This is a genomic window from Xanthomonas citri pv. mangiferaeindicae (genome assembly GCA_002240395.1).
In the GTDB taxonomy this organism is placed as follows: Bacteria; Pseudomonadota; Gammaproteobacteria; order Xanthomonadales; family Xanthomonadaceae; genus Luteimonas; species Luteimonas citri_A.
The window spans coordinates 1,674,206-1,700,161 of record CP016836.1 but is presented as its reverse complement, the minus strand read 5'-3'; the positions used below and the strand labels follow the sequence as shown (position 1 = coordinate 1,700,161).

18 protein-coding genes and 1 pseudogene are annotated in these 25,956 nt (G+C 68.1%); 10 read left to right on the top strand and 9 right to left on the bottom strand.

Going from position 1 to position 25,956, the window contains the following annotated elements; genetic code table 11:
* Nucleotides 1-58: 58 nt before the first annotated feature.
* The 3 genes from BEN78_07350 to BEN78_07340 all read right to left on the bottom strand — a co-directional run bounded on the left by BEN78_07350 (nt 59) and on the right by BEN78_07340 (nt 4,343).
* Entirely contained in the window at nt 59-961 is a 903-nt protein-coding gene (locus tag BEN78_07350) for a LysR family transcriptional regulator (GenBank protein ID ASR43222.1), read from the bottom strand.
* A 105-nt stretch (nt 962-1,066) separates the two neighbouring features.
* On the bottom strand, nt 1,067-3,469 hold the full coding sequence (locus BEN78_07345; protein ID ASR43221.1) for a sodium:solute symporter: 2,403 nt from the start codon (nt 3,467-3,469) through the stop codon (nt 1,067-1,069).
* Nucleotides 3,456-4,343 (bottom strand): citryl-CoA lyase, encoded by an 888-nt coding sequence (locus BEN78_07340; protein ID ASR43220.1) that lies wholly within the window; start codon nt 4,341-4,343, stop codon nt 3,456-3,458. Before BEN78_07340 ends, BEN78_07345 begins: the two co-directional genes overlap by 14 nt.
* Before the next feature lie 180 nt (nt 4,344-4,523).
* Here BEN78_07340 and BEN78_07335 point away from each other — a divergent pair, with 180 nt between their 5' ends.
* The 6 genes from BEN78_07335 (at nt 4,524) to BEN78_07310 (ending at nt 9,798) form a co-directional block, all read left to right on the top strand.
* Nucleotides 4,524-5,834, top strand: a complete 1,311-nt coding sequence (locus tag BEN78_07335; protein ASR43219.1) for an N-acyl-L-amino acid amidohydrolase — start codon at nt 4,524-4,526, stop codon at nt 5,832-5,834.
* A 115-nt stretch (nt 5,835-5,949) separates the two neighbouring features.
* Entirely contained in the window at nt 5,950-7,272 is a 1,323-nt protein-coding gene (locus BEN78_07330; protein ID ASR43218.1) for an N-acyl-L-amino acid amidohydrolase, read from the top strand.
* Complete coding sequence (locus tag BEN78_07325; protein ASR43217.1) at nt 7,269-8,072, top strand: hypothetical protein; 804 nt, start codon at nt 7,269-7,271, stop codon at nt 8,070-8,072. Before BEN78_07330 ends, BEN78_07325 begins: the two co-directional genes overlap by 4 nt.
* A gap of 43 nt (nt 8,073-8,115) precedes the next feature.
* A complete protein-coding gene (locus tag BEN78_07320; protein ID ASR43216.1) occupies nt 8,116-8,946 on the top strand; it encodes an NADPH-dependent 7-cyano-7-deazaguanine reductase QueF in 831 nt (276 codons plus the stop codon).
* A 72-nt stretch (nt 8,947-9,018) separates the two neighbouring features.
* A complete protein-coding gene (locus tag BEN78_07315) occupies nt 9,019-9,291 on the top strand; it encodes a hypothetical protein (protein ASR43215.1) in 273 nt (90 codons plus the stop codon).
* A 30-nt stretch (nt 9,292-9,321) separates the two neighbouring features.
* On the top strand, nt 9,322-9,798 hold the full coding sequence (locus tag BEN78_07310; GenBank protein ASR43214.1) for a hypothetical protein: 477 nt from the start codon (nt 9,322-9,324) through the stop codon (nt 9,796-9,798).
* Between the two features lie 265 nt (nt 9,799-10,063).
* Here BEN78_07310 and BEN78_07305 read toward each other — a convergent pair whose 3' ends face one another.
* The 4 genes from BEN78_07305 to BEN78_07290 form a co-directional block, all read right to left on the bottom strand.
* Nucleotides 10,064-10,372 carry a cell-cycle regulation protein gene (locus tag BEN78_07305; GenBank protein ASR44987.1) on the bottom strand — a complete coding sequence of 103 codons (309 nt, stop codon included), beginning with the start codon at nt 10,370-10,372 and terminating at the stop codon, nt 10,064-10,066.
* 189 nt (nt 10,373-10,561) lie between these two features.
* Nucleotides 10,562-11,869, bottom strand: coding sequence for an acetamidase (locus BEN78_07300; GenBank protein ID ASR43213.1), 1,308 nt, complete (start codon nt 11,867-11,869; stop codon nt 10,562-10,564).
* Between the two features lie 111 nt (nt 11,870-11,980).
* Nucleotides 11,981-12,685, bottom strand: coding sequence for an aspartate racemase (locus tag BEN78_07295; GenBank protein ASR43212.1), 705 nt, complete (start codon nt 12,683-12,685; stop codon nt 11,981-11,983).
* A gap of 2,549 nt (nt 12,686-15,234) precedes the next feature.
* Nucleotides 15,235-17,619, bottom strand: coding sequence for a hypothetical protein (locus BEN78_07290; protein ASR43211.1), 2,385 nt, complete (start codon nt 17,617-17,619; stop codon nt 15,235-15,237).
* A gap of 410 nt (nt 17,620-18,029) precedes the next feature.
* On the opposite strand from BEN78_07290, the gene BEN78_07285 reads away from it, so the two are divergent.
* On the top strand, nt 18,030-18,722 hold the full coding sequence (locus tag BEN78_07285) for a hypothetical protein (protein ID ASR43210.1): 693 nt from the start codon (nt 18,030-18,032) through the stop codon (nt 18,720-18,722).
* A gap of 748 nt (nt 18,723-19,470) precedes the next feature.
* On the top strand, nt 19,471-21,702 hold the full coding sequence (locus BEN78_07280; GenBank protein ASR43209.1) for an isocitrate dehydrogenase (NADP(+)): 2,232 nt from the start codon (nt 19,471-19,473) through the stop codon (nt 21,700-21,702).
* A gap of 479 nt (nt 21,703-22,181) precedes the next feature.
* Here BEN78_07280 and BEN78_07275 read toward each other — a convergent pair.
* Nucleotides 22,182-23,206: pseudogene (locus BEN78_07275) on the bottom strand (NADP-dependent oxidoreductase).
* 71 nt (nt 23,207-23,277) lie between these two features.
* Nucleotides 23,278-24,228: an alcohol dehydrogenase gene (locus BEN78_07270; GenBank protein ASR44986.1), complete on the bottom strand. Its 951-nt coding sequence runs from the start codon at nt 24,226-24,228 to the stop codon at nt 23,278-23,280.
* A 117-nt stretch (nt 24,229-24,345) separates the two neighbouring features.
* Here BEN78_07270 and BEN78_07265 point away from each other — a divergent pair, with 117 nt between their 5' ends.
* Together BEN78_07265 and BEN78_07260 are read left to right on the top strand one after the other, a co-directional pair.
* A complete protein-coding gene (locus BEN78_07265) occupies nt 24,346-25,248 on the top strand; it encodes a methyltransferase (GenBank protein ASR43208.1) in 903 nt (300 codons plus the stop codon).
* A gap of 108 nt (nt 25,249-25,356) precedes the next feature.
* Nucleotides 25,357-25,899, top strand: coding sequence for a pseudouridine synthase (locus tag BEN78_07260; GenBank protein ID ASR43207.1), 543 nt, complete (start codon nt 25,357-25,359; stop codon nt 25,897-25,899).
* Nucleotides 25,900-25,956 lie beyond the last annotated feature (57 nt).

Sequence of the window (25,956 nt, the reverse complement as noted above, 5' to 3'; positions counted from 1 at the left end):
ACCGAAGTTTTTATTGCTTACGAGGCAAGCAAATATTTGTTGCGCCGCAACATTTCTTTCACTCCGAGACCGCGCCCTCTTCGCGCGTCGGTGCCCGGGCGGCGGTGCGGCACTGCTCGCGCAGCGCGGCGACCAGCCGGCTGCGCACACTGGCGGTCGACCACACGATGCCGATGCGCCGGGGCTCGGCCGGTTCGGGCAAGGGCAGCCGCGCCAGCCGCAGCCCGGCCGGCCACGGCTGCTGCCAGTCGGGCACCAGCGACACGCCCAGGCCGCGGTCGACCATGACCGCGATCGCGTTGAGCGCGTTGAGCTCGAAGCGTTCGCGCGGCACGATCCCGACCCGGCGCAGATAGTCGTCGGCCTGACGGCCGCCCCACTGGTGGCGGTCGTAGCGGATCAGCGGTTCCTCGGCCAGCAACGCATGCGGGTCGCGATGGGCCAGGTGCTGCGGCGCGAGCACGATCAGCGGTTCCTCGCGCAGGACTTCCCAGTCGCAGGTCTTGGGCAGCGCGAACGGCGCCTGCAGCACGATCGCCGCGTCCAGGTCGCCGCGCTCGACATCGGCGTAGAGCTCAGCCGAATAGCCCGGTTTGATGAAGACGTTGATCTGCGGCAGCACGTTGACCATGCGCGCCAGCACATCGGGCAGCATCCCGGCCAGCGCGGTCGGGCAGGCACCCAGGCGCAGCTCGCCCGACAGCGCGCGGTCGTTGGCGACGCTGCGCAGGTCGGCCACGTCGCGCAGCAGGTCGCGGGCACGCTGCAGGATCCGCGCCCCGGGCTCGGTCACGCAGACCGTGCGCCCGGCGCGCGCGATCAACGGCGCGCCCAGCTCGCGCTCGAGCGTGCGGATCTGCTGGGCGACCGCGGCCGGGGTGATGTTGAGGTAGCGCGCCGCGGCGGCCATCGACCCGCGGTCGACCACGTGCACGAAGGTGTTGAGGAACTGGGTATCCAAGGGCGCGGTCCTGGGGGGACGCCGGCGGCGACGCGCCAGCCTACCCGCGCGGCGGCCGCCTGCGCCCCTGCCGAAGGGCCTGGGCGCCGGCCGCCACGGGCCGGTTCAGGCGTCGGCCTTGCGGGTATGGATGGTCAGCCCCTCGAGCGACCGTGCGGGCGGGGCGAAGAACAGGCTGGCCACGTAGCCAATCACGATGCACAGCATGATCGAGATGCCGAGGTAGAAGTACGGGTGCACCAGGTTGAACGACCAGGCCAGCAGGGTCAGCGCGATGCTGCCGCCGATGCCGATCGCCACCCCCGGCGAGTTCGCCCGTTTGGTGAACATGCCCAGCGTGTAGGCGCCGGCGAAGCCGCCGCCGAGCAGGCCGGCCAGCTCGATCGATACGTCGAACAGCGAATGGATGTCGTAGCGCGAGAGCACCAGCGCCAGGCCCATGCCGGTCAGCCCGACCACCACCGTCATCCACTCGGCGAAGCGCACGCTGCCCTTCTCGGTCGGCGCCTTGGCCAGCCGCGAATAGAAGTCCACCGACAGCAGCGTGGCGACGCTGTTGATGATGCTCGACAACGTCGACATCGCCGCAGCGAAGATGCCAGCGATGATCAACCCGGTCACGCCGACCGGCAGCTCGGCGGCAATGAACAACGGGAAGGTCGCATCGATCGGCAGCAGCGGGTCGAGCCGCTCGGGGTTCTGCCGGTAGTACATCCACAGCGCGGTGCCGATGCTGTAGAACACGAAGCCGCCGGGAATCATGATCGCGGCGAACACCCAGATCGAGCGGCCCGCCTCCTTGTCCGAACTGGTCGCCAGCGTGCGCTGCATCAGCACCTGGTCCTTGGGGAAGGTCAGCACCACGTCGAACACGACCAGGAAAATGAAGCCCCAGACGGTGGCCTTGGTCAGGTCGAAGCTGAAATCCAGCAGCTTGGTCTTGTGCTCGATCGCGACCGCTTCGCGCACCGTGTCCAGGTCGCTGCCCAGCGACACCAGGATGAAGCCGATCGCGAAGATCGCGCCGCCCATCTTCACGAACACCTGGACGAAATCCGTCCACACCACCGCGCGCATGCCGCCCATCGCGGTGTAGATGATCGTGAACACGCCCATGATCATGATGCTCCACACCACCGGGATGCCGGTGATCGTCGCGATCGCCAGCGCCGGCAGGAACAGGATCACGCTCAAGCGGCTGCCGACCTGCATCGCGATCGCCAGCGCGCTGGCCAGCATCCGGATCGCCGGATGGAAACGCGTCTCCAGATACGAGAACACCGACATCAGATCCAGCCGGCGCAGCAACGGCACGATCCACACCGCGACGAACATCAGGCCCAGCACCGCGATGAGATTGTTGGTCAGGTACTGCCAGTTGGTCTCGTAGGCCTTGGCCGGGATCGCGATGAAGCTGATCGAACTGGTGTTGGTCGCATACAGGCTCACGCCGGCCACCCAGAACGGAATGCTGCGCCCGCCCATGAAAAAGTCCGACTCCGACGCGGTCTGATCCTTGAGATAGAAGTAGCCGCCGATGCCGAGCATCGCGACCAGGTAGACCACGATCACCACCCAATCCAGCCAGTGCAGCAGGTGCTTGCCCGAGCGCAGTTGCGCCGCGTGCAGGCCGCCGTCGGCCGAGGCCCAGACCAGACCGCTGCGCCAGCCGGTGGCCAGGCGCGCCTCGCCGTCGAGCGTGGCCGGCAACACCGCCCAGGACCCGGTGATGGTGTGGAAGGTCTGCAGCGCCGGCTGCGCGCCCGGCGCCGGCCGCAACAGATAGAGCACATGCGCCTGGCCGATCGGCTGGGCGGAACCATCCACCACCGCGCCTGGCAGCGTGCCGCGGTCCTGCCAGCCTTCGGCGGGCGTCCATTGCCGGATGCGGCCGTCGACCGCGGTCAGATACAGCGCGAACTTCTGCGCCACCAGCGACGACGGCGCGCTGCCATGCGGCCACGGCGCCTGCGCGATCCAGCCGGCACCGGGCGTGGTGCGCGACAGCGCGTAGAACCGCGCCCGACCGTCCGCGTCCAGGCCGGCGGCGTACAGCACCCCGGCCAGCACCGCCAGGCGGGCATGGGCGATCGGCTCGGGCAACGCCGGCAACGGCTGCACGACCAGTGCCCCCGACACCAACGCCAGCGTCGCCGCCTCCTGTGCCATGCCCCCATCGCCCAGCAACAGATGCGTCCCGGCGCCGTCGGGCGTCGCCGCCTGCAGGCGCGTCACCGAGACCCCAGCCGGCAAGGCCATGGCCTGCCAGCGACCGTCCGCACCTTCGCCGTCCAAGCGCCACGCGCGTTGGCCCGCGATCGCCAGCGGACGCTCCCCAAGCGTCAGCAGCGCCTGCACACGTGCGCCTTCGGGCAACGCCGCCAGCGGCGTCGCATCGACCGAGGCCAGGCTCTCGGCCTGCGCCGGCAGCACGGCGAACGCAGCCAGCAGCGCCAGCAGCACCGCCAGCAGCCCGGGACGCCGGCCCACGCGGTCAGCGCGCCGCATCGCGTTCCACCTGGGCCAGCACGCGCTCGGCACGCTTGAGATATGGCGCATCGATCATGCGGCCCTCGACCACGCAGACCGCCAAGCCCTGCGCACGCGCCGCGTCCGCGGCATCGACGATCCGACGCGCATCGGCCTGCGCCTGGGCGTCGACCGAGAACACCGCGTGCGCCAACGGCACCTGCCGCGGATGGATGCAGCTCTTGCCAATGAACCCCAACTGCTGCGCCATTGTCGCCTCGTGCTCGAAACCCGCATCGTCGTGGAAATCGGCGTAGGCGCCATCGCAGGCGAACACCCCCGCCTCACCCGCGGCCAGCGCCACCTGCAGCATCACCGCCTGCACGTGCGCCGCCACATCCCGCCGGATCCCCGCCGGCTCGAACAGATCGCCCAGCCCCAATTGCAGCCCGGCCACGCGCGGATGCGCGCCGGCGATCTCGGCCGCATTGCGCAGCGCGCGCGGCGTCTCGATGTTCACCAGCAGCGCCGGCGCGCGCCGCGCCGGATCGGCCGGCAACGCCGCTTCCTGCGCCTCGATGCGCGCGACCGCCGCGCACAGCGCCTGGGCCGAGTCGATCTTGGGCAGGTTGATCAGGTCCGGGGACACCGGCAGCAACGCGGACAGATCCGCCTCGAAGTCGGCGGTGTCGGGCGCATTGACCCGCACGATCGCCAGCGGCGCCGAGGCCGCACGGGCCGGGTCGCGCAGGGCGTGTTCGCCGAGAAACGCAGCGACCGCGGCGCGGGCCTCGGCCTTGCGCGACAGCGCCACCGCGTCCTCCAGGTCGAACGACACCGCATCGGCGGGGCCAGCCCAGGCCTTCTCGAACAGGTCCGGACGCACGCCCGGCACGAACAGTTTGCTGCGCATCGGCCCTCCCGCAGATTGCGGACCGAAGTGTGCGCGATGCGGACATGCGCAAAAGTCGCTCTTGCGATCTTCAGACGATAGTTTTCGTGACGTGTCGCCCGCGGTGTCCGGGCGCTGGCATCCCGAGCAACGCCTCCTGAATTTCCCTAGCATCGGGGCCCCTGCCCCGAAGGTCCCGCCATGCGTCCTCGCCTCGTCGTCCCCCTGCTCGCCTGCCTGTTCGCCGCCACCGGGCCCGCCCACGCGCAGGACGGCCTCGACCCGGCCCAGGCCGCGGCCGCGTTGCAGGACCGGCTGGTCGCATGGCGCCGCGACCTGCACCAGCATCCCGAGCTGGGCAATCAGGAGACGCGCACCGCCCAGGTCGTCGCCGACCACCTGCGCCGCCTGGGCCTGACGCCGCGCACCGGCATCGGCCCGACCGGCGTGGTCGCCGTGCTCAAGGGCGCCCGGCCCGGCCCGCGCATCGCACTGCGCGCCGACATGGACGCGCTGCCGGTGACCGAGCAGACCGGTCTGCCGTTCGCCTCGACCGCGCGCGCCACCTACCGCGGCCAGGAGCTCGGCGTCATGCACGCCTGCGGCCACGACATGCACGTGGCGATCCTGCTGGGCGTGGCGCAGGCACTGGCCGAACACCGCGACCAGCTCGCCGGCGAAGTCGTGTTCGTGTTCCAACCCGCCGAGGAAGGCCCGCCGGAGCCGGGCGAGACCTTCGGCGCCCAGCGCATGCTCGACGAGGGCGCGTTCGCCGGCGGCAAGCCCGATGCAATCCTCGGCCTGCACGTCTGGGCCGGCCTGCACACCGGCCAGATCGGATTCCGCAGCGGCCCCTCGCTCGCCAGCGCCGACGAATGGGCGCTGACGATCACCGGCAAGCAGACCCACGGCTCGCGCCCCTGGGACGGCGTCGACCCGATCACCGTCGGCGCCCAGGTGCTGCTGGCGACCCAGAGCATGCTCGCCCGCCAGGTCAACACCGTGAACGCGCCGGTGGTGCTCACCGCCGGCCAGTTCCAGAGCGGCGTGCGCTTCAACATCATTCCCGACGATGCCCGGCTGGTCGGCACGCTGCGGACCTACGACACGGCGGTGCGCGAAGATGTGATCGCCCGCTTCGAGCGCATCGCCACCGACTACGCCCACGCTGCCGGCGCGACCGCCGAACTGACGGTCGTCAACAACGCCCCGGCGACCGTCAACGACCCCGACCTCGCGCGCCGCGTGCTGCCCGCGCTACAGGCGACCGTGGGCGACGACAACGTCGTCGAGATGCCGCTGGTCACCATTGCCGAGGACTTCTCGCAGTTCGCCAATGTCGTGCCCGGCGCGTACTTCTTCGTCGGCACCACGCCGCAGGGCCAGGACCCGACGACGATGCCGATCAACCATTCGCCGCACTACGCGCCCGACGAAGCCGCCTTGCAGGTCGGCGTGCGCGCGTTGCTGCGCACGACACTGGATCTGCTCGACGGCACCGCCGGCGGCTGAGCGAGCGCGAGTGCGCCCGGGCGGCCGCCGCCTCGGCGGCGCCTGCGCCTGCGATCGAGCGATGGCGCCGCGAAATCGCCTAGGATCGGGATTCCATTTTCGAAAGAGCCTGTCCATGACGCGTCTTGCCGCTGCGCTGCTGTGCGCCTGTACCGTCCTGTCCGTCGCCGCCCACGCGCAGACCGCGCAACGCCCCGAGGTCGCGCGCGCCGCGTCGACCTTGCAGGCCAGCGTCGTCGACTGGCGGCGCGACATCCACCAGCATCCCGAGCTCGGCAACCGCGAGACCCGCACCGCGGCCAAGGTCGCCGCCCACCTGCGCAGCCTCGGCCTCGATCCCAAGACCGGCGTCGCCCACACCGGCGTGACCGCCGTACTCAAGGGCGGCCGGCCCGGCCCGCGCATCGCGCTGCGCGCCGATATGGACGCGCTGCCGGTGACCGAGCGCACCGGCCTGCCGTTCGCCTCGACCGCGACCGCCGAGTACCGCGGCCAGACCACCGGCGTCATGCACGCCTGCGGCCACGATGCCCACACCGCGATCCTGATGGGCGTGGCCCAGGCGCTGGTGGCGATGCGCGACGAGCTGCCCGGCGAAGTGCTGTTCGTGTTCCAGCCCGCCGAGGAAGGCGCGCCGGAGGGCGAAGAAGGCGGCGCTTCGATGATGCTGGCCGAGGGCATCTTCCGCGACTTCCGCCCCGACGCGGTGTTCGGGCTGCACGTGTTCTCGACCCTGCAGGCCGGCCAGATCGGCGTGCGCGGCGGCCCGCTGATGGCGGCCTCCGACCGCTTCTCGATCGACGTGATCGGCCGCCAGACCCACGGCTCACGGCCCTGGGGCGGCATCGACCCGATCGTCGCGGCGGCTGACCTCATCGGCACCGCGCAGACCATCGTCAGCCGCCGCACCAACATCTCCACACTGCCGGCGGTGGTCTCGTTCGGCGCGATCGACGGCGGCATCCGCTACAACATCATTCCCGACAAGGTCGAACTGGTCGGCACCATCCGCACCTTCGACGAGGACGTGCGCAAGGCGATCTTCGCCGACCTGCAGAACGTGGCCACCCACGTGGCCGCCGCGCACGGCGCCACCGTCCAGACCCGCATCCCGGCCGAAGATGGCAACCCGGTCACCGCCAACGACCCCGCGCTGACCGCGCGCCTGCTGCCCAGCCTGCAGGCCGTGGCCGGCGCCGACAACGTCGTCGACCCGTCGCTGACGATGGGCGCCGAGGACTTCTCCTACTACGCCCGCGAGGTGCCCGGCCTGTTCTTCTTCGTCGGCGCCACGCCCAAGGGCCAGGACCCGATGCGCGCGCCGAGCAACCACTCGCCGGAGTTCGACCTCGACGAATCCGCGCTCGACCTGGGCCTGCGCGCCCTGCTGCAGGTCAGCCTGGATTATCTGCACGGCGACGCGGAGGCCGGCGCATGACCGCCAGCCTGGCCATGCTGCTGCAGGACCGGCCCGACCCCGCCCTGACCGCCGAAGCGCTGGTCGCGCAGATGCGCGCCGACTGGCCCGACCTCGACGCCGAACGCCTGCGTGCCGAACCGCGCGATTTCGACATGCCCGACGGCCCGCTGAGCATCGACTACGGCGATGTGTCGATCCTGCTGATGCCCATCGCCGCCCCGATCGGCGACGACATCGCGCAGATCACCGCCCACAGCCGGCTGTGGCCCAACGCCGAGCCCGCGCCAGAGGACTACGCCGCGCACACCATCGTCACGGTCATGGAGTTCCCGCCCGAAGGCGCGGCGCCCACGCTCGACGCCCTCGGCCGCGCTGCCCTGCTCAGCCGCGTGCTGGCCTCGGCGACCGCCCTGCTCGACACCGTGCGCGCGGTCTACTTCGGCAGCGCCAACCACGTCGTGCTGCCGGCACTGTTTCGCGAACTGGCGATGGCCCAGCTGCCCGAACCGATGCCGCTCGCCTGGATCGCGTTCAACATCGGCGCGCGCCCCGACGGCACCATGACCGGCCACACCTTAGGGATGGACATGCTCGGGCTGATGGACATCGAGATTCCCGAGACCGACGACAGCGCCGAAGACGTCTTCGACCGGCTGACCGGCATCTGCGCCTACCTGCTCGAGCACGGCCCGGTCATCGACGACGGCGACACCCTGGGCGAAAGCGACGACGAACGCATCGTCGTCGCGCACGCCCCGTCGGCCTACGGCGACGGCCGCCAGGTGCTGCAACTGCGCAGCGAACCCACGCGCCATTGAACGCCGCGCCGGCCGGCGCGGCCCACGGCGGTAGAATCGGCGCATGTCCGATGTCCCCGCCGCGGCCGCGCCGCCCATCCCGCTCGGCCGTGAGGTCGCCTATCCGCGCCACTACGACCCGGGCCTGCTGTTCCCGATCGCACGCACCCTCGGCCGCCGCGAGATCGGCCTGGGCGACGCGCTGCCGTTCGCCGGCCACGACCGCTGGCACGCCTACGAACTGAGCTGGCTCGACGCCCGCGGCAAGCCCGTGGTCGCCACCGCGACCGTGCTGGTCCCGGCCGCCTCGCCGCAGCTGGTGGAATCCAAGTCGCTCAAGCTCTACCTCAACTCGCTCAACCACACCCGCTTCGACACCCCCGAAGCGGTGCGTGCGCGCATCGCCGCCGACCTGTCGCAGGCCGCCGGCGCCGAGGTCACGGTCGCCTTCGGCCTGCCGCCGATGGCGGACGACGCCGCGCAGGGCACCTCGATCGACGTCCTGGACATCGAGATCGCCCACTACGGCCCGCCCGATGCCGCGCTGCTGCACGCAGACGCCAGCGAGATCGTCGAGGAACGGCTGACCTCCGCGCTGCTCAAGTCCAACTGCCCGGTCACCGGCCAGCCCGACTGGGCCAGCCTGCACATCGCCTACCGCGGCCCGCGCATCGCCCGCGACGCGCTGCTGCGCTACCTGGTCTCGTTCCGCGACCACGCCGAGTTCCACGAGCAATGCGTGGAGCGGATCTTCGTGGACCTCGTCGCCCGCTGCGCCCCGCTCGAGCTGTCGGTCGAAGCGCGCTACACCCGCCGCGGCGGCCTGGACATCAACCCCTGGCGCGCGACCCCCGGCCTCGCCCCGCCGACGAGGCTGCGCGACGCCCGCCAGTAGCCCCGGCGCGCGATGGATTCTTAACGCGGCAGATGGGAGGCTGACGGCCTCCCGCCCTTGGAGGCTGCCGCGATGTCCCCGTCCAGGCCCCCGGGCCACGATGCCCCCGACTTCTCCCGCGTCACCGGCGGCGTGCGCAGCGCGGCCGACGACGACGCCCAGGCCGGCGCGCCCGCACCCGTGCGCACCCATGTCGTGCGCAAGGGCGATACGCTGTCGACCATCGCCGAACAGGTCTACGGCCGCGCCAGCCGCTGGCAGGAGATCTACGCCGCCAACCGCGACGTGCTCGACGACCCCGACCGCATCCAGCCCGGTCAGGTGCTGCAGCTGCCCGCGGACTGAAGCACGGCCCGCGCCCTTCCCTTTACCGGAGTGCCCATGACCCGTCCCGTCGTTCCCGCCGCCATGACCGTCGCGATGCTGAGCACCGTGCTGCTCGCCGCCTGCAACCGCGACGCGCCCGCCCCCGTCGTCCCCGCGCCCCAGGCCCCGGCCCCCGAGGCCCCGGCCGCGCCCGAGCCGCCGGCGCCCGCGCGCGTGACCAGCGTCGAACTGGGCAATGCCGTCGACGGCGACAACCGCGTCGCCGCGCCGGCCTCGGAGTTCGCGCCGACCGACACCATCTACGCCTCGGTCGGCGTCGACGGCGAGAGCGCCGCCAAGCTCACCGCGCGCTGGACCTACGGCGAAGGCCAACTGGTCCGCAACACCGACACCGACATCGTGGCCGGCCCCGACGTCATCGCATTCGACATCCAGCACCCCGACGGCTGGCCCACCGGCACCTACAAGCTCGAAGTGCTGCTGGACGGCACGGTGGTGGAGACGCGGGAGTTCGCGGTGCGCTGAGCGCCGCTACGGACTGAATGACGAAGCGCCGGGCTTGTCCGGCGCTTCTATGTTGGCGCCCGACCAACACTGCCATTGGCCCCGTCGGCCCTCATCCGAGGCCATTGCAAGCAAGGCGGCCAGTTCAGAATCCTCATGTTCGTGAGGATTCCTTCGCAGCACGCCGAAGTTTGCATGGAATCCTCACGATCATGCGGATTACGGGGCGACGTCACGGCAACGCCGCCCGCAGATGCGCGGCCAGCGCGATGCGCGCCTCGGGCGTTTAACGGGCTTTCGGCCCTGCGTGCAATCCGTCGTTCGTGTAACGCGGAAAGACATGCAGGTGGTAATGCCACACATCCTGATTGCCGGCCGGCCCGTTGTGCTGGCGCGTCGAGATGCCCTCGCAGCCGAAGGCGCTGCGCATCGCGGTGGCCAGCCGGCGCGTGGCGCGGAAGACGTCGACGCCCAGGGCGTCCGGCATATCCAGCACGTTCTCGTAGTGCGCGCGCGGGATCACCAGACAATTGCCCTGGATCCCGGCGTAGTGATGTGTCGGCACGAGCGCGAACACGTGTGCATCCACCAACACGACCGCCGACGCCAATGCGGGCGACGGCAGCGTGTTGGCGATGCCGCAGAACGGGCAGTCGTAACCCGGTGGCGCGTGCTTCATCAACGCGGACGCTCTCGATCGACGGCCGGCCGATACTGGATTGCGCGCTGACGGCCCGTCAACCGCGCACCCGCCTGTCCCGGGCGCACGCGCCGCGTGCGGTCGCTAACGCACGTCGTTGCCCTGCGCTTCTTTCTCCAGGCCGGTCAGGCGTGCCTTCTCCAGGCTCAGGGCGATGCCTGCGTTCCGGCCGGCCAACGTGACCACGCGCAACTCCGCCGCCGTGCCCAACACCATCGACGCCTCGGACACATCCAGCCCATAGTCCTGCGCCAGCCACTGGATCATGGCCGCCGTGGCCGCGCGGACGGCCTCGTCCAGAGACGACGCCTGCCCGATCACACTGATGTGCGTCGCATCCTCCACCCGAGGCGCCGCCAACGCGCGGCCCGGCAACACTTCGACACTGAACTCGACATCGAGCGACGTCTCCAGGGCCCATTGCGTCGTCTCGCCATCACCCTGCAAGGCATGGCCATCGCCCAGATACAGCAGGGCGCCCGGCTGGTAGACCGGCAAGTAGACCGTCGCGCCTTCGACGATCCGGTTGAAGTCCATGTTACCGCCCCAGCGGCCGGTATCGCCGGTGGACGGCGCGCCGAATCCGAAATCCGGAGCGACCGCCAAGCCGCCGAGCATCGGCTTGACCGGCACGACGTAGGACCGCAGGCGCTCAGGCGGATCGTCCAGGCGCGCCGTGCCCGCCTCGCGATCCAGACGCCAGCGCACCCGCTGGCCGAGCCCGGCCGTGCGCGATGCGATGCCGAGCGACGTCGCCCGTGGCGTCAGTCCATCCAGGCTGTCGGCGGTGTCGCGATTGAGCCGCAGCCGCACGATGCGCACCGCCAGCACGTCCCCGGCTTTCGCGCCCGCGACGAAGAACGGGCCGGTGTGCGGATTGCCATACAGCGCCACCACCTTGCCGTCGGCGTCCACGCCGCCCGAATCGACCGTGCGGGTCGCCACCACATCACCTGGCTGGATCACCAGCACCGGGGCGCGCGCGGCATCGAAGGCATTCGCGTAGCCCGTCGGCTCGTACACCCGGCGCGTGGGCGGGCCCGACGGCAGCGCCAGCCGCAACCCGGTGACGGCATGCCGCACGCGCGGGCCCTGGTTGCTGGTATCGGGATAATCCGCCCACCCCGTCAGCCGATCGCCGGACACCTCCGCCTCGAAGCGATACGCCACATCGTGGCTGTCGATGGCAGAGACGTTGAGGTGCATGCCGTGCCGCGCGCCGCGCACGCGCCAGCCATCCAGATCGCCGGACACCTCGGGGCCGGACGACTGCAGGGTCAGCAGCTTGTGTTCGGCATTGCCCCAGCGGTCGATGGAGAGCAGCCAAGTGTCCTGCGCCGCGGCAGGCAGCGCCGCCAGAACCAGCAGAAGAGCCCACAGACCATGTCGCATCGCCTCACCCTCACAAGGTGCGATGCCGGGACGGCGCGCATGCGACACGCTAGAGGCGCCGGCGTGGCGGCTGACAGTGACACAAGTCACGGCCAGCGCCCAGCGCATCGGTCATGAGGACGGCGACAACGCCCACGTCGCGGCATGCACCGCATGCAGATGCGTCGTATCGAACAACGGCACCTGCGGCACGTGCTGCGGTTCGACCAGCAACGAAATCTCGGTGCAGCCGAGAATGACGGCCTGCGCACCCTCGGCCACCAGGCGATCGATGATCGCGAGATAAGCCGCGCGCGATGCGTCCAGTACGCGGCCCAGGCACAACTCGTCGTAGATCACGCGATGCACCACCTCACGATCGTCAGGCGCCGGCGTCAGCACCTGCAAGCCATGCCGATCCTCCAGTCGCGCGCGATAGAAATCCTGCTCCATCGTGAAACGCGTGCCCAGCAACCCGACACGGCGCAGCCCCTGCGCCTTGATCGCCTCGGCCGTCGGATCGGCGATGTGCAGCAACGGAATCTCGACCGCCGACTCGATGTGCCCGGCCACCTTGTGCATGGTGTTGGTGCACAAGACCAAGCCGTCCGCACCGGCCGCATGCAACCGCCGCGCCGCGTCCGCCAGCAACGCACCCGCGGCCTCCCACTGCCCCGCATGCTGCAACCGCTCGACCTCGTGGAAGTCGACGCTGAACAACACGATCCGGGCCGAATGCAGACCGCCCAACCGCTGCTTGATGGTCTCGTTGATCGTGCGGTAGTAGGGAATCGTGGATTCCCAGCTCATGCCGCCGAGCAGGCCGAGTGTCTTCATGGCAGTCCTGGATCTGTGGCGCGGCAATGACGCCGTGAACGATCCGATCATAGGGCAGCAAGGGGCACGTTGACCGCTCCGACAGCACCAACAGTTCCCCGGACGCGTGCGCGGGCAGCTGCAGGACTACAGCATGATCGACCAAATCCAGCTCAGCGTGAGTGGGCCCGCAGCCAACACAGCTCTACCCCGACTGTGGCACAGGTTGCAGGTGCTCACCTGCAACACGAGCCGGCCCATCTCACGCCCGACCAGACGATAGCTCCCGCGACCAAAACTGGCATCGCGGCCGGCATCCGGCTAGAACCTTCACCGGCAGCCAGGGCCAACTGGCGCTGTGGCAGCAGCACGTAGAGAACGAGGTATCAAACATGCTCGCCATTGGCAGGAAGATGGCACTGGGCAAGGCCAGCTTTCGCGGCCCGAATGTGGAGGCAGACGCGCGGATCAGCGACAAGAGCGGGCGCTGTGGACATCGAACGCATACCGGGAAGCGAAGATCGATCGAAGTCCGCGCTTCTCATCTAGATCAAAGACAACGAGGTCGCAGCGGAGCCGCGCACCATCAACGACCTCGGCTTGGACTACCAGGCGATGGATGCGCTCCACTTCGGGCTGCAGGCGCGCACAAGGCGACAACTACTTCGAAGAGCAAAGTATCGTCGATAATTTCGGCGGCTTCGCAGCTTTCGACCCAAGTGCCGAGTTCCAAATCAATCCCCGCATGAGCGTGGACGTGCAGTTTCGCAACTTCACTGGGAGCTAATACGCCTACGCCTAGCACGACAGCTTCATCTGGGATGAGGCCCGGCCTATGTTCTCCCCTCGATCGCGCCGCCCACTTTCGTTTCGTTGACGGTGAAGCTGTAGGCGATCCAGCGCGCCTCCGCTAGGCGTCTGTATCGGCTCGGACGAAGGTAGGACGTCGCCAGCTGCCTGCGGCGGTACTTTGCTGTCGGTGCGGCAGGTTCCCCAGCGCTTACCGCGAAAAATGTAGGGCACGCTAATCTCAGTCGTTACCAACCGGGCAAGCCCCCCTAACGAACCACAGCGGACGTTTCAACGCAGATCGTTTATCACGTTGCTCCGACGCTGAGATTCTTGATGTGGCCGAAAACTCGATCGCCATGTCGGCCTGCTGCAGTCCGACCGAAAAGCTCATCGAGAACCAAGGTTGAGTACGTCTGCCCTTATGCCTACATCTAGGCCGAGGGCGACACGGGCGAGCGGCACACCTACCTGAGCGCCAATGGGCGTAGGCCGAGGCTCGAGATACCCCCGCGAGGAAGTGCACGTTATGCTCTGGGTACATGCCGCGCTGCGAAGCAAAGCGAATTCAGGCCATCTAGTTCCCCTTCGACGAGTGCACATCATGACGAACGACGAGCAGATGGATCTTTGGCTGTGGAGTCAGGGCGTATGCCAATGGCACGCGGCCCCCTATTCGAAGAGCTCGACCGTGCCGCACGAGTTGGATTACTTGCGTGGCATCCACAACAGTTTTGTACTCGCCCAGGCCGCTTCCTATCTCAGCCGAAAGACCGGCTTGCAAGTCAGGCTGCGCACGATGTGGCAAGACAAGCACGCGTACGTGCGCCCCACCCGAGGACACCGCCGCGAGCTCGCCGACATCGCGGTGATCATGACGCGTGAGGCCAAAGGCAGGCTCGCAGACCAGCGCATGTGGCTGCTCCAGGCCAAGGTCAGCCACACTCCTCTGACACCCTTCACGGGTAATTCGTCTGCAAGGGAGATCGAGCTGTTCGAGGGGTATCCCGGAAGTACGACTCCCGAATTCAAGCTCTTGAGGGGGCGAGATAGAAACTCTGCGTTCCCCCACGTCTTTCCGGCCGGTGCATTCAATGGGCCCAGGCATTGGGCATTCCTCACGTTGCAGCGCGATCCCACGAAGCCTTCGAACGAGGTCATGCGCGAGCGCTGGCCTGGCTCGCCCACGGCCCCGGCCCACAGTTCGTTCTTCGGCGCGCTCACGGAAGTCGTCAATGGCAGACGCGGCGAGCCCGTCGTGCTACCCCCGCAGTCCAATGACCACTGGAGCATCCTGTTCGACTACCTGATGGCGCACCCGTCCCCCTTCGCCTCCACGCGGCATGCAGCGTCGGTTGCCAATCCTAGCGGCAATGCGACGCAGCTGTCAGTCCTACAGCAGGCGGTCGATGCACTCGAGGCGTACTGGGTAATCTGGCCGTTCAATACGCGCGCAAGCTTGCGCTTCCACGCGCACGACCGCTTATATGACCCCCGGAGTAACTCGTTCGCCAGTAGCGACTTTGTCGATGTCGATAGGTCGTGGGCGCCAATGAATGCTGTGCTGGGCGATCAGGCAATCGGACCGCCAGAGCGATCGGACGGTCAGAGGCCCGTCGAACGCATTGAGGCATTCGGGCCACCCGATCCCCCCGATGGAGCGAACCGTTTCGACCTGGATCCCGAGGAGCCGGGGCCTGGCGTACCGCTGACCGTATTTCTGGACGTGCGCGGGGAGGCTAAGTCTGATATGCGCGGCGCTAGATTTTCATTCGAGAGCATCAGAGGACCGCCACATCCACTAACGCTGACTTCGTGCTCAAAGGGCTGCCTTCCGTCCTCGTCGCGTCGGAACATGTTACCGGTTCCCCGTGGGCGCACTTTGCGCCGTCGTCGGCGCGATGGTAAGCCACGGCAGCAATTCGGTAGGGCTCGTCCCAGAACTCGACCTGCTTTCCGATTACGGTGAGGCGCCGACGTCTGCTGCGTTCTAAGACCTCCCCTGCTAGCTGCTCGATCGTTTCGCGGCGCTGCGCGGCGCGCGTGCTCGTAAAGACGTACACGGCGATGGCGGCATCGCTGTTGACGGGCTCGACGATCATCGCGCACAGATGACGCGGATCCCCTTCCGTACTTGGCACGTCACGCCGCAAAGCTTCAACATTCTCCCAGAATTTAGCTTGTTGGCGCGGGTCACCGACGCTGAGCAGGTCCAGACTTATGGTGATCCAGCCCGGCACCTGTCGATCGGCGAGTTGATCCAAGATGTCTAAGAAGGCCGGAGCGACCGCAACACTAGGCTTGGTGGCGGAGTAGCCTGCTTGTAGGCGGCCGTAGTAGGCGTCGATCGGCTTCGACTCACCCGACGCGACGAACTGGGTCTTCTCGGTGTTAAGTTCGGGAAGGTGGAACAGCGTGCTCAGATACACGCCGAGCAGATCGATCTCATCGGCGAGCAAACTTGCAGCCCGTTGGAACCGGGGTCGCTCCGCGAAGTAGTGCAGGATGAGGGCGGGGCGCTCGAGGATCTCGATGACGGTCTCGAAGTCGGCAACGTTGAGGGTCGCTGGTAGGACTAGGTCGTTCGGCGCCCAGCCGACCGCCTTAAATTCATCCTCAGCCATCGAGAGCATAGAGAAGTCGTCCAGAGTCACGGAGACGCGGACGATTGTGTCGACCAGACTGACATCTATGCCGATCTCATCAGTGATACGGCGACTGACCGGATCGCCGCCACGTGAAGAACTAATCACCTCTTCAAGGCGCTGGGACTGACGAGCAGGATCGAACACGAGGTCGGTAAGGTGCCGCTTGACGCGCTTCGGCGCGCCCCTGAGGGCCTCGGGCGTTAACGCCGCGGACTTGGCCTCTACGATCATCACAGCCCGGTCCAGCAAGACCAAGTGGTCGGTTTCATACCGGTCACCCCCTAAGGACCATGACACCGACGGGAGGATCGTTCCCGTGGGGAAAGCGCATCGCAAGAGTTCGCCGACCTTGTCTTCCAGATACTTCGCGCGCCGGAGCTCATAGCTCGCCTTGACCCCGTGAGTCTCGATCAGGCGACGCATGATCCGGTGCACATGGCTCAAGCCTGTTTGTGGAGTGGGGAACACGTACTCCGCGCCGTGCCGCATGCCCGGCCGAGTCCACGTCGGGTTATCCATGAAGAAGTGCATCGGATTCCGGTCCGATAAATCCCCAACCTCAATACAAAGGTTGTTCAAGATTAGCTCCACGCGCGCTTCCGAGACGCCCGACCGCTGCGAAAGGGTGCTCGCATCGAAGTGTGCGAGTTCCGGCAAGGTCAACTCGGAGTGAGACAATAGCAGCGAGGCCACGTGCTCTTTCGAGAGATGGCCGACGACGCTAAGCACATCCTCTGCCTTGCCGATCATGTTCGGGAACGTGGCGTAATACGCCCGTATCATCCGCTTCTGCGTCGGCTCGGTTAGGAACCGGCCAAGCAGCTGCACACGATGTGATGCACGATCTTCGTAGAGCAGCACCATGCTGGCGATAACTTCTATGACGTCCTTGGCAGTGAAGCCCGCTGCCTTTTCGAGCTCGGGGTCGATCGAGCCGTAGAGCTCAGATGACACCTGGCGCACCTGATGGGCATAGCCCCAGTTACGCACGATCTGTGTGTGGAGCCGTAGCCGCTCTTGGAGGGACGCTAATGCAAGCTCTTCTCCTGTCGCTGTGTCTGCTGGGACGAGAAGTCGCGACCAGACGAACGCTTCGGTTAGAAGTTCTACGTCGTCGATGATTTTTTGGACAAGCCCAGGTGGCGCTGGCAAATGACCGGCCTCACCTGCGGGAATCGATAACGCTAGCGCTTGCAACATCTCGAGATGGTGCTGCTCGATGCTTGGCAGAAAAGATGTGCCGGCCGGCCCCTCGGGCGTGACGGCTTGGAACGAACCGTAGAACGCGAGGGTCGACAGGATGATGGCCGGGTCGTGGTCACGAAAGTAGCCTAAGAGACGCGCAAGCACGGCAGGCAGTTCGTCACGCAGACTTTGGCCGCGCTCATGGAGGTCCGCCCGCAGCACTTCGCGGTCAACGCGATTGAAAGGATGCTCGAACAATTGGAAGCGCGCCGGTTGTGTCTTCGTCACGGACTTTCCCTTCTTCTTTTCCCGCTTGATCCGCTTCTTTGTCATGTTCGAAACTCGGTCCAGCGCGCTTGACGCGTCACGAGCGCCTTGAGAGGCAGCGCGTTATGGCGGGCCTCCATGATAGGCGTCAGACGACAGCGCTAGCTGCCTACGGACGACATCCGCTTCTGGCCAAAAGCAGCCGACCCGCTTGACAACCGCTCACCCCCCTCGCACACTCAACCACGGAGCCTAGAAACTCCTCTTAGAGCGGTACCCACCTCCGAAAAACCGGTGGGTTTTTTGTGTCCGAATCTTTTCGGCCACAACCGACGTGTTGCCTGCGTCGGGAGGGCGGCTAATACAACACCCTTCGGGGAAATACGCCCGCCGTCTCTAAGCGGTTTCTAGCCTCCCGACTTCCCGTCGCCATCTTCGGTGGCGGGTCACTTCGATGGACTGAAGGAGGCAACATCATGTCGAACCACGACACGTACGACACCGAACGGGCTGGCTACTTTCTGCCGGAAGACGACCGCACGCGGCTGACGAAGCTGCGCGACCACATGGAGTTTTTATCGCGTCTAGCGGAGCCGCGCACGCGCGATGAGGAACTGGACGACCCGCCCGAAGTCAGCCACGGCGAACTCGCCACGTGCCTGGCCATGTTGGCCGAGCAGGCCGAGCTGGTGCTGGAGGCCATGGCGTGGCGGCCGCGTCCGGACGCGCCGTCCAAGCCATGTGCCGCAACGGCGAGCGACGACGCTGCCACGCCGCCGGACGAACCTGCGGCCGACCCGGGAGACACGCCGTATGCGACGCCGTACGTCACGGCGGATTCGCCGGTGCGTGCCATCGACATCCCGGAGGCGTACGTCTTCGGCGTCACCATCGACCAGGCCGACGCCCTAGACCGGCTGGTGCAGACGCTGATGGCACATGGCGACGTACTGGCGTCGGGCCATGAGGACGATCTGGCCGATGCCACGGTGCCGACGCTGGGGTTGGCGATCTCGGAGGGTGCCGATGCCGTCCGGGAAATCCTCGAACAGGTGCAGGATCAGTTGATCGAGCGCAGCGCCAAGCCGCATAGCGGCGTGCGCGAGGACCGGCCGGCGTACGGCGTCGCATCGCCTGCGCACTTGTCGGAGCAGCTCGCCCTGCACTGATCGGCTGACGGGTCGGGTTCGCCGCTGGTCGTGCTTTACAGCGGCGGGCCCGCTCCCGCTGTCGCTGCCCTTTGCGCTGTTGCGAGCGCACGTTCGTCATGGAGGATTCCCATGTACCGCCACACCGACACCCCCAACATTGCCGACAACGGAGCCCGAGCCGGCGCGCCCTCATCATCTACCGATGCAGGCACCCCACGTCATTTCGATCACGACCACACCCAGCCCCGCCGCTCGCGTCGGCCACGGCGTTGCACGGTGGGCTATCACCACTACGCAGTGCGCGATCGCTACCGGGGTGACGACGAGGTGCCCTACCTGCGTTTGAGCGGGCTTTGGCTGAAGCGCTGGGCTTCAACGTCGGCACGCGTCTGCGGATCACGGCCGGCAAGGGCGTACTAATGTTGTCGGTCGATGGTGCGGAGACCTGACAAGCACCGTCCACCTGACCTAAGCCATCGGTCTCGGTCAGGTGGACCGCTTCGCGACGCTGATCGTTTCATCGTCGCGAGTAAAAGGTGCTGTCGTCGATCGCCGGGGCGCCATCCTGTCCCGTATGTCCCCCACCCGCCCCGTCGCCTTTCGCGCCCCCGGCAAACACGCGACAATGCGGGGCGCTGCGTCGTTCGCGACGCGCGTGCCATGGCCTTGTCCCCTTGCGGATGCAGCGCCACGGGGCAGCCGCTGGCTGCGCCGGGCGGCCATGGTGCGTTTTCTCCCCGACGACTTCCGACGAGACACGCCCGACATGGTCGATACCCCCAAGATCCTCTACACGCTCACCGACGAGGCCCCGTTCCTCGCCACGCAGTCGCTGCTGCCCATCGTCGAGGCGTTCACGCGCACGGCGGGCATCGCGGTCGAGACCCGCGACATCTCGCTGGCCGGGCGCATCCTGGCGCAGTTCCCGGAGCGGCTGACCGACGCGCAGAAGATCGGCGACCACCTGGCCGAGCTCGGTGCGCTGGCCACCACGCCCGAGGCCAACATCATCAAGCTGCCGAACATCAGTGCCTCGGTGCCGCAGCTCAAGGCGGCGATCGCTGAACTGCAGGCGCAGGGCTTCGACCTGCCGGCCTACCCCGACACGCCGAAGGACGATGCTGAGCGCGACGCGAAGGCGCGCTACGACCGGGTCAAGGGCAGCGCGGTCAATCCGGTGCTGCGCGAGGGCAACTCCGATCGCCGCGCGCCGGCGTCGGTGAAGGCCTACGCGCGCAAGCATCCGCACCGCATGGGCAAGTGGTCGTCGGATTCGAAGACCCACGTTGCGCACATGGACGATGGCGATTTCTACGGCAGCGAGCGCTCGACGACGATCGACAAGGCCGGTGCGCTGAAGATCGAGTTGGTCGGCGCCGATGGCGCGGTCACTGCGCTGCGCGATCCGGTGAAGGTGCAGGCCGGTGAGATCGTCGATGCGGCGGTCATGTCGCGCAAGGCGTTGGCGACGTTCGTCGCGGCGCAGATCGCCGATGCGAAGGCGCAGGGCGTGCTGTTCTCGCTGCACCTCAAGGCGACGATGATGAAGGTCTCCGACCCGATCATGTTCGGCGTGGTCGTGGGTGAGTTCTATCGCGATGTGCTGACCAAGTACGCCGACGCGCTGGCCAAGGTGGGCTTCGATCCGAACAACGGCATCGGCGATCTGTACGCGCGCATCCAGTCGCTGCCGCAGGACCAGCAGGACGCGATCCGCGCCGATATCGATGCGCTGTACGCGCAGCGCCCGGCGCTGGCGATGGTCAACTCCGACAAAGGCATCACCAATCTGCACGTGCCCAGCGACGTGATCGTCGATGCGTCGATGCCGGCGATGATCCGCGACTCGGGCGGCATGTGGAACGCGCAAGGCAAGCTGCAGGATGCCAAGGCGGTGATCCCGGACCGCTGTTACGCGGGCGTCTACCAGGCGGTAATCGAGGACTGCCGCGCCAACGGCGCGTTCGACCCGGCGACGATGGGCTCGGTGCCCAACGTCGGCCTGATGGCGCAGAAGGCCGAGGAATACGGTTCGCACGACAAGACGTTCCAGATTCCGGCCGACGGCACGGTGCGGGTGACCGACGCCGACGGCAACGTGGTGTTCGAGCACGCGGTCGAGAGCGGCGACATCTGGCGCATGTGCCAGACCAAGGACGCGCCGATCCAGGACTGGGTGAAGCTGGCCGTGAGCCGTGCACGCCTGTCGGCGACGCCGGCGGTGTTCTGGCTCGACAGCGCGCGTGCGCACGATGCGCAGGTGATCGCCAAGGTCGAGACCTATCTCAAGGATCACGACACCAGCGGTCTGGACATCCGCATTCTGCCGCCGGTCGAGGCGACGGCGTTCTCGCTGGCCCGCATCCGCAAGGGCGAGGACACCATCTCGGTGACCGGCAACGTGCTGCGCGACTATCTGACCGACCTGTTCCCGATCATGGAACTGGGCACGAGCGCGAAGATGCTGTCCATCGTGCCGCTGATGGCCGGCGGCGGGCTGTTCGAGACCGGGGCCGGTGGTTCGGCGCCCAAGCACGTGCAGCAGTTCGTCGAAGAGAACTATCTGCGCTGGGATTCGCTCGGTGAGTTCCTCGCCCTGGCGGCCTCGCTCGAGCACCTGGGCCAGACGCGCGACAACGCCAAGGCCAAGGTGCTGGCGGCAACGCTGGACACGGCCAATGGCCGCATTCTCGACGAGAACCGCTCGCCGGCGCGCAAGGTAGGCGAACTCGACAACCGCGGCAGCCATTTCTACCTGGCGCTGTACTGGGCCCAGGCCCTGGCCGCGCAGGACGACGACGCCGAGTTGAAGGCGACCTTCGCGCCGCTGGCCAAGGCGCTGTCGGACAACGAGGCGGCGATCGTGGCCGAGCTCAACGGCGCGCAGGGCAAGCCGGTGGAGATCGGCGGTTACTACCACCCGGATCTGGCCAAGATCGCTCAGGCGATGCGCCCCAGCGCAACCTTCAACGACGCGCTGGCGACATTGCAGGGCTGAGCTGCACGTTGGTTGGACTGCGGTAACGCCGCTCTTTGCTCCCTCCCCCGTTTACGGGGGAGGGTTGGGTGGGGGCCGCTGTTGATCGCATGAAATACCCAGGGCGTCGCGTCCTGGGTATTTCTTTTTAGGAGCAGGCGTCAGCGCGCGCGTTCGCCCCCTCCCCAGCCCTCCCCCGCAGGCGGGGGAGGGAGATGAGCGCAGGCGGCGGTGGGCAGCGGCAAGACTGAGAGATCGCATGCGCCCCAGAGAACCGCGGCACATTGCAGTTGCTCCCTCCCCCGCCTGCGGGGGAGGGTTGGGGTGGGGGCCCGCCGTTGATCGCATGAAAGACCCAGGGCGGCGCGTCTTGGGTTTTTCTTTTTAGGAGCACGCGTCAGTGCGCGCGTTCGCCCCCTCCCCGGCCCTCCTCCGCGCGCGAGGGAGGGAGAAGAGCGCAGACAGCGGTGCGGCAGACGGCCGCGCAAGCCCCGACGCAATCAGTCGGTGAGCTTCACCACCAGCTTGCCGAAGTTGCGGCCTTCGAGCATGCCGATGAAGGCATCCGGGGCGTTCTCCAGGCCCTCGACGACGTCCTCGCGCCAGCGGATGCGGCCGTCGCGCAGCCAGGCGCCCATTTCGCGCAGGAATTCGGGGTAGAGCGCGATGAAGTCGCGCTGGATGAAGCCGCGCACGGTCAGGTGTCGCGACAGGATCAGGCTCATCAGCTGCGGCAGACGATCGGGGCCGGGCCGCGGTGCGGTGTCGTTGTAGTGGGCGACGAGGCCGCAGACCGGCACGCGGGCGAAGTCGTTGAGCAGCGGCAGCACGGCGTCGAGCACCTTGCCGCCGACGTTCTCGAAGTAGACGTCGATGCCGTCCGGGCACGCGGCCTGCAGCTGTTCGGCGAAGTCGTCGGCGCGGTGGTCGAGGGCGACGTCGAAGCCGAGGTCGTCACGCACGTGCGCGACCTTGTCGGGGCCGCCGGCGATGCCGACCACGCGGGCCCCCTGGAGCTTGGCGATCTGCCCGACGGTCGCGCCGACCGGGCCGCTGGCCGCGGCCACGACCACGGTCTCGCCATGCGCCGGCTTGCCGATCTCGCGCAGGCCGGCATAGGCGGTGAAGCCGGGCATGCCGTAGACGCCCAGCGCCAGCGACGGCGCCGGTCCGTCGGGGTCGATCTTGCGGCGCAGCCCTTCGCCGTCGACCACGGCGTGGGTCTGCCAGCCGGCATGCGCGAGTACCAGGTCGCCGGGCGACCAGGCCGGATGCAGCGACTCGACCACTTCCGAGACGGTGCCGCCATCCATGACCTCGCCGATCTCGATCGGGGCGACATAGGAGCGGCCGGCGTTCATGCGGCCGCGCATGTAGGGATCGAGCGAGAGCCAGCGGTTGCGCAGCAGCACCTGGCCGTTGCGCGGGGCCGGCAGCGGCGCCTGCTCGATCCGGAAATTGGCGGCGGTCGGCGCGCCTTCGGGCGCGCGGCCAGGACGATGCGGGTGGTGGTGGCGGGCTTCATCGGCGCGGACCTCTGGGTGAGAGCGTGATGTCATACCGCATCGGGGCGCTGCGCCCCGTCGAGGCGGTGCGTCAGCCGGCGCTGGCGCCGTCGAGTGCGGCGATGTCGGCCTTGGACAGCAGCAACGTGCGCGCGGCCGCCAGTTCGCGCAGCTGCGCCAGGCTGGTGGCGCTGACGATCGGTGCGGTGATGCCCGGCCGCGCGATCAGCCAGGCCAGTGCGACCTGGGCGACGGTCGCCGCGTGACGGCAGGCGACATCGTCGAGTGCGCCGAGGATGCGCTTGCCGCGCGGGTTGAGGTACTGCTTGACCACCTGCGCGCCGCGCGCGCGGGACTTGGCGGCGTCGGCCTCGCTGCGGTACTTGCCGCTGAGGAAGCCGCTGGCCAATGCGTAGTAGCTGATCACGCCCAGGCCGTGCTCGCGCACCAGCGGCTCGAGTTCGCGCTCGTAGCCGGCGCGATCGACCAGGTTGTAGTGCGGTTGCAGCGTCTCATAGCGCGGCAGCCCGTGCCGGCGCGAGACCGCCAGCGCTTCGGCCAGACGCGGTGCGGTGTAGTTGGACGCGCCGATCGCGCGCACCTTGCCCTGCTCGATCAGCCGGGAGAAGGCGCCGAGCGTGTCCTCCAGTGGCACCGAGGGATCGTCCTCGTGCGCCTGGTAGAGGTCGATGACGTCGGTGCCGAGCCGGCGCAGCGAGTCGTCGCACGCGGCCTGGATATTGGCCGGCGACAGGCCGGGGCGCTGCGCCCATTTGGCGACCTTGGTCGCGATGGTCACTGCCTGGCGCTTGCCGCTGCGCTGCAGCCATTTGCCGATCAGCGTTTCCGATTCGCCGCCGGTGTTGCCGTCGGCCCAGGCGGAGTAGACGTCGGCGGTGTCGATCAGGTCGATGCCCAACGCGACGCATTCGTCGAGCAATGCGAACGAGGTCGCCTCGTCCGCACTCCAGCCAAACACATTGCCGCCGAACGCCAGCGGCGAGATGCGCAGTCCGGACTGTCCGAGTTCGCGTTCGGCCATGGTCGACATCCATCCAAGAGAAGGTGCCGCCAGCATAGGCAGCGCGCGGCGACGTGCGCGTCCACGCGCCGCAAAGCAGTGTTCCGGCCACGCGTGTGCGCGTGGTGCGGGCGCGCAATGGCGCGGCTTGTGGCACGCTGGCGGCACTTGTCCACCGGAGTTCCGTCCATGCAACGCAGCTTGTCGTTGTGCGCCGCCGCCCTGCTCGCGCTGACTGCCTGCAGCGGTCCGCAGACCCGGGCCGATACCTCGGCCGACCTCGACGCCGCCAACGTGGCGCGCCTGGACGCGGCGATCGCCGGCGACTGGCGCACGCCCGAAAACGCCGCGCGCGACGGCGCCCGCCACCCGCGCGAGACGCTGCGGTTCTTCGGCGTGCGTCCGGGGCAAACGGTGATCGAGATCACGCCCGGCAGTGGCGCTTGGTACAGCGAGATCCTGGCGCCGTACCTGCGCGGCAGCGGGCGCTATGTCGCCGCGCTGGTCGACCCTGCGGCGGTCCCGGCCGGCCGTGGGCGCGACTACCAGCAGGCCCAGCACGACGGCCTGCAGGCGCGGTTCGCGCGCGATCCGGCCCACTTCGACCAGGCCCGGATCGTGACCTACGATCCGGCAGCGCCGCGGCTGGGGCCGTCCGGCTCGGCCGATGTCGTGTTGACGTTCCGCAACGTCCACAACTGGCGCAGCAGCGGCCAGGCCGAGGGCATGTTCAAGGCGTTCTTCGACGTGCTGCGCTCGGGCGGCGTGCTCGGCGTGGTCGAGCATCGCGCAACCGGCGACGTGCCCGCCGACGACCGCAGCGGCTATGTCGGCCAGGCCCAGGTCATCGCGCTGGCGCAGGCGGCTGGCTTTCGGGTCGACGGCAGCAGCGAGGTCAACGCCAATCCGCGCGACACCCGCGATCATCCCAACGGCGTGTGGACCCTGCCCCCGACCAACCGCCATGAGCCGGGCGATGCCGCCCGCTACGCCGCCATCGGCGAAAGCGACCGGATGACGTTGCGGTTCGTGAAACCCTGATCGACCGGGATCGAGGCCCGGCATTGGCGTTCGGGATGCGCAATCGCGCGTCCCGCCGTCCGCGTCGCCCGCGTGCCTTGCACCTAAGTTCCAAACCCCCCTGCTTCCATGCTCATCGCTTTCAACAAGCCCTTCGCCGTGCTGTGCCAGTTCACCGACCGCAGCACGCCGCCGCGGGCGACCTTGGCCGGGTTCGGGTTGCCGGCCGGGGTGTACCCGGCCGGACGCCTGGACCACGACAGTGAAGGCCTGTTGCTGCTGACCGACGACGGACCGCTGGCGCACCGGATCACCGATCCCCGGCACAAGCTGCCCAAGACCTACCAGGTGCAGGTCGAGGGCACGCCGACGGCCGCGCAGTTGCAGGCCTTGCGGGAAGGCGTGACGCTCAAGGACGGGCCCACCCGGCCGGCGCAGGTCGCACTGCTCGACCCGCCCCCCACGCTGTGGCCGCGCGACCCGCCGGTGCGTTTCCGCAAGTCAGTGCCCGACGCCTGGCTCGAACTGACGATCCGCGAAGGCCGCAACCGGCAGGTGCGGCGGATGACCGCGGCGGTCGGGCTGCCGACATTGCGCCTGGTGCGGGTCGCGATCGGCCCCTGGCGTCTGGGTGCGCTGCCCCCGGGCAGCTGGCGGGCCGAGGCTGACTGAACCGAGTGGGCCGCCTGTCCAGGCGTCCCTCACATTTCGTGCATTTCTGTTAACGTC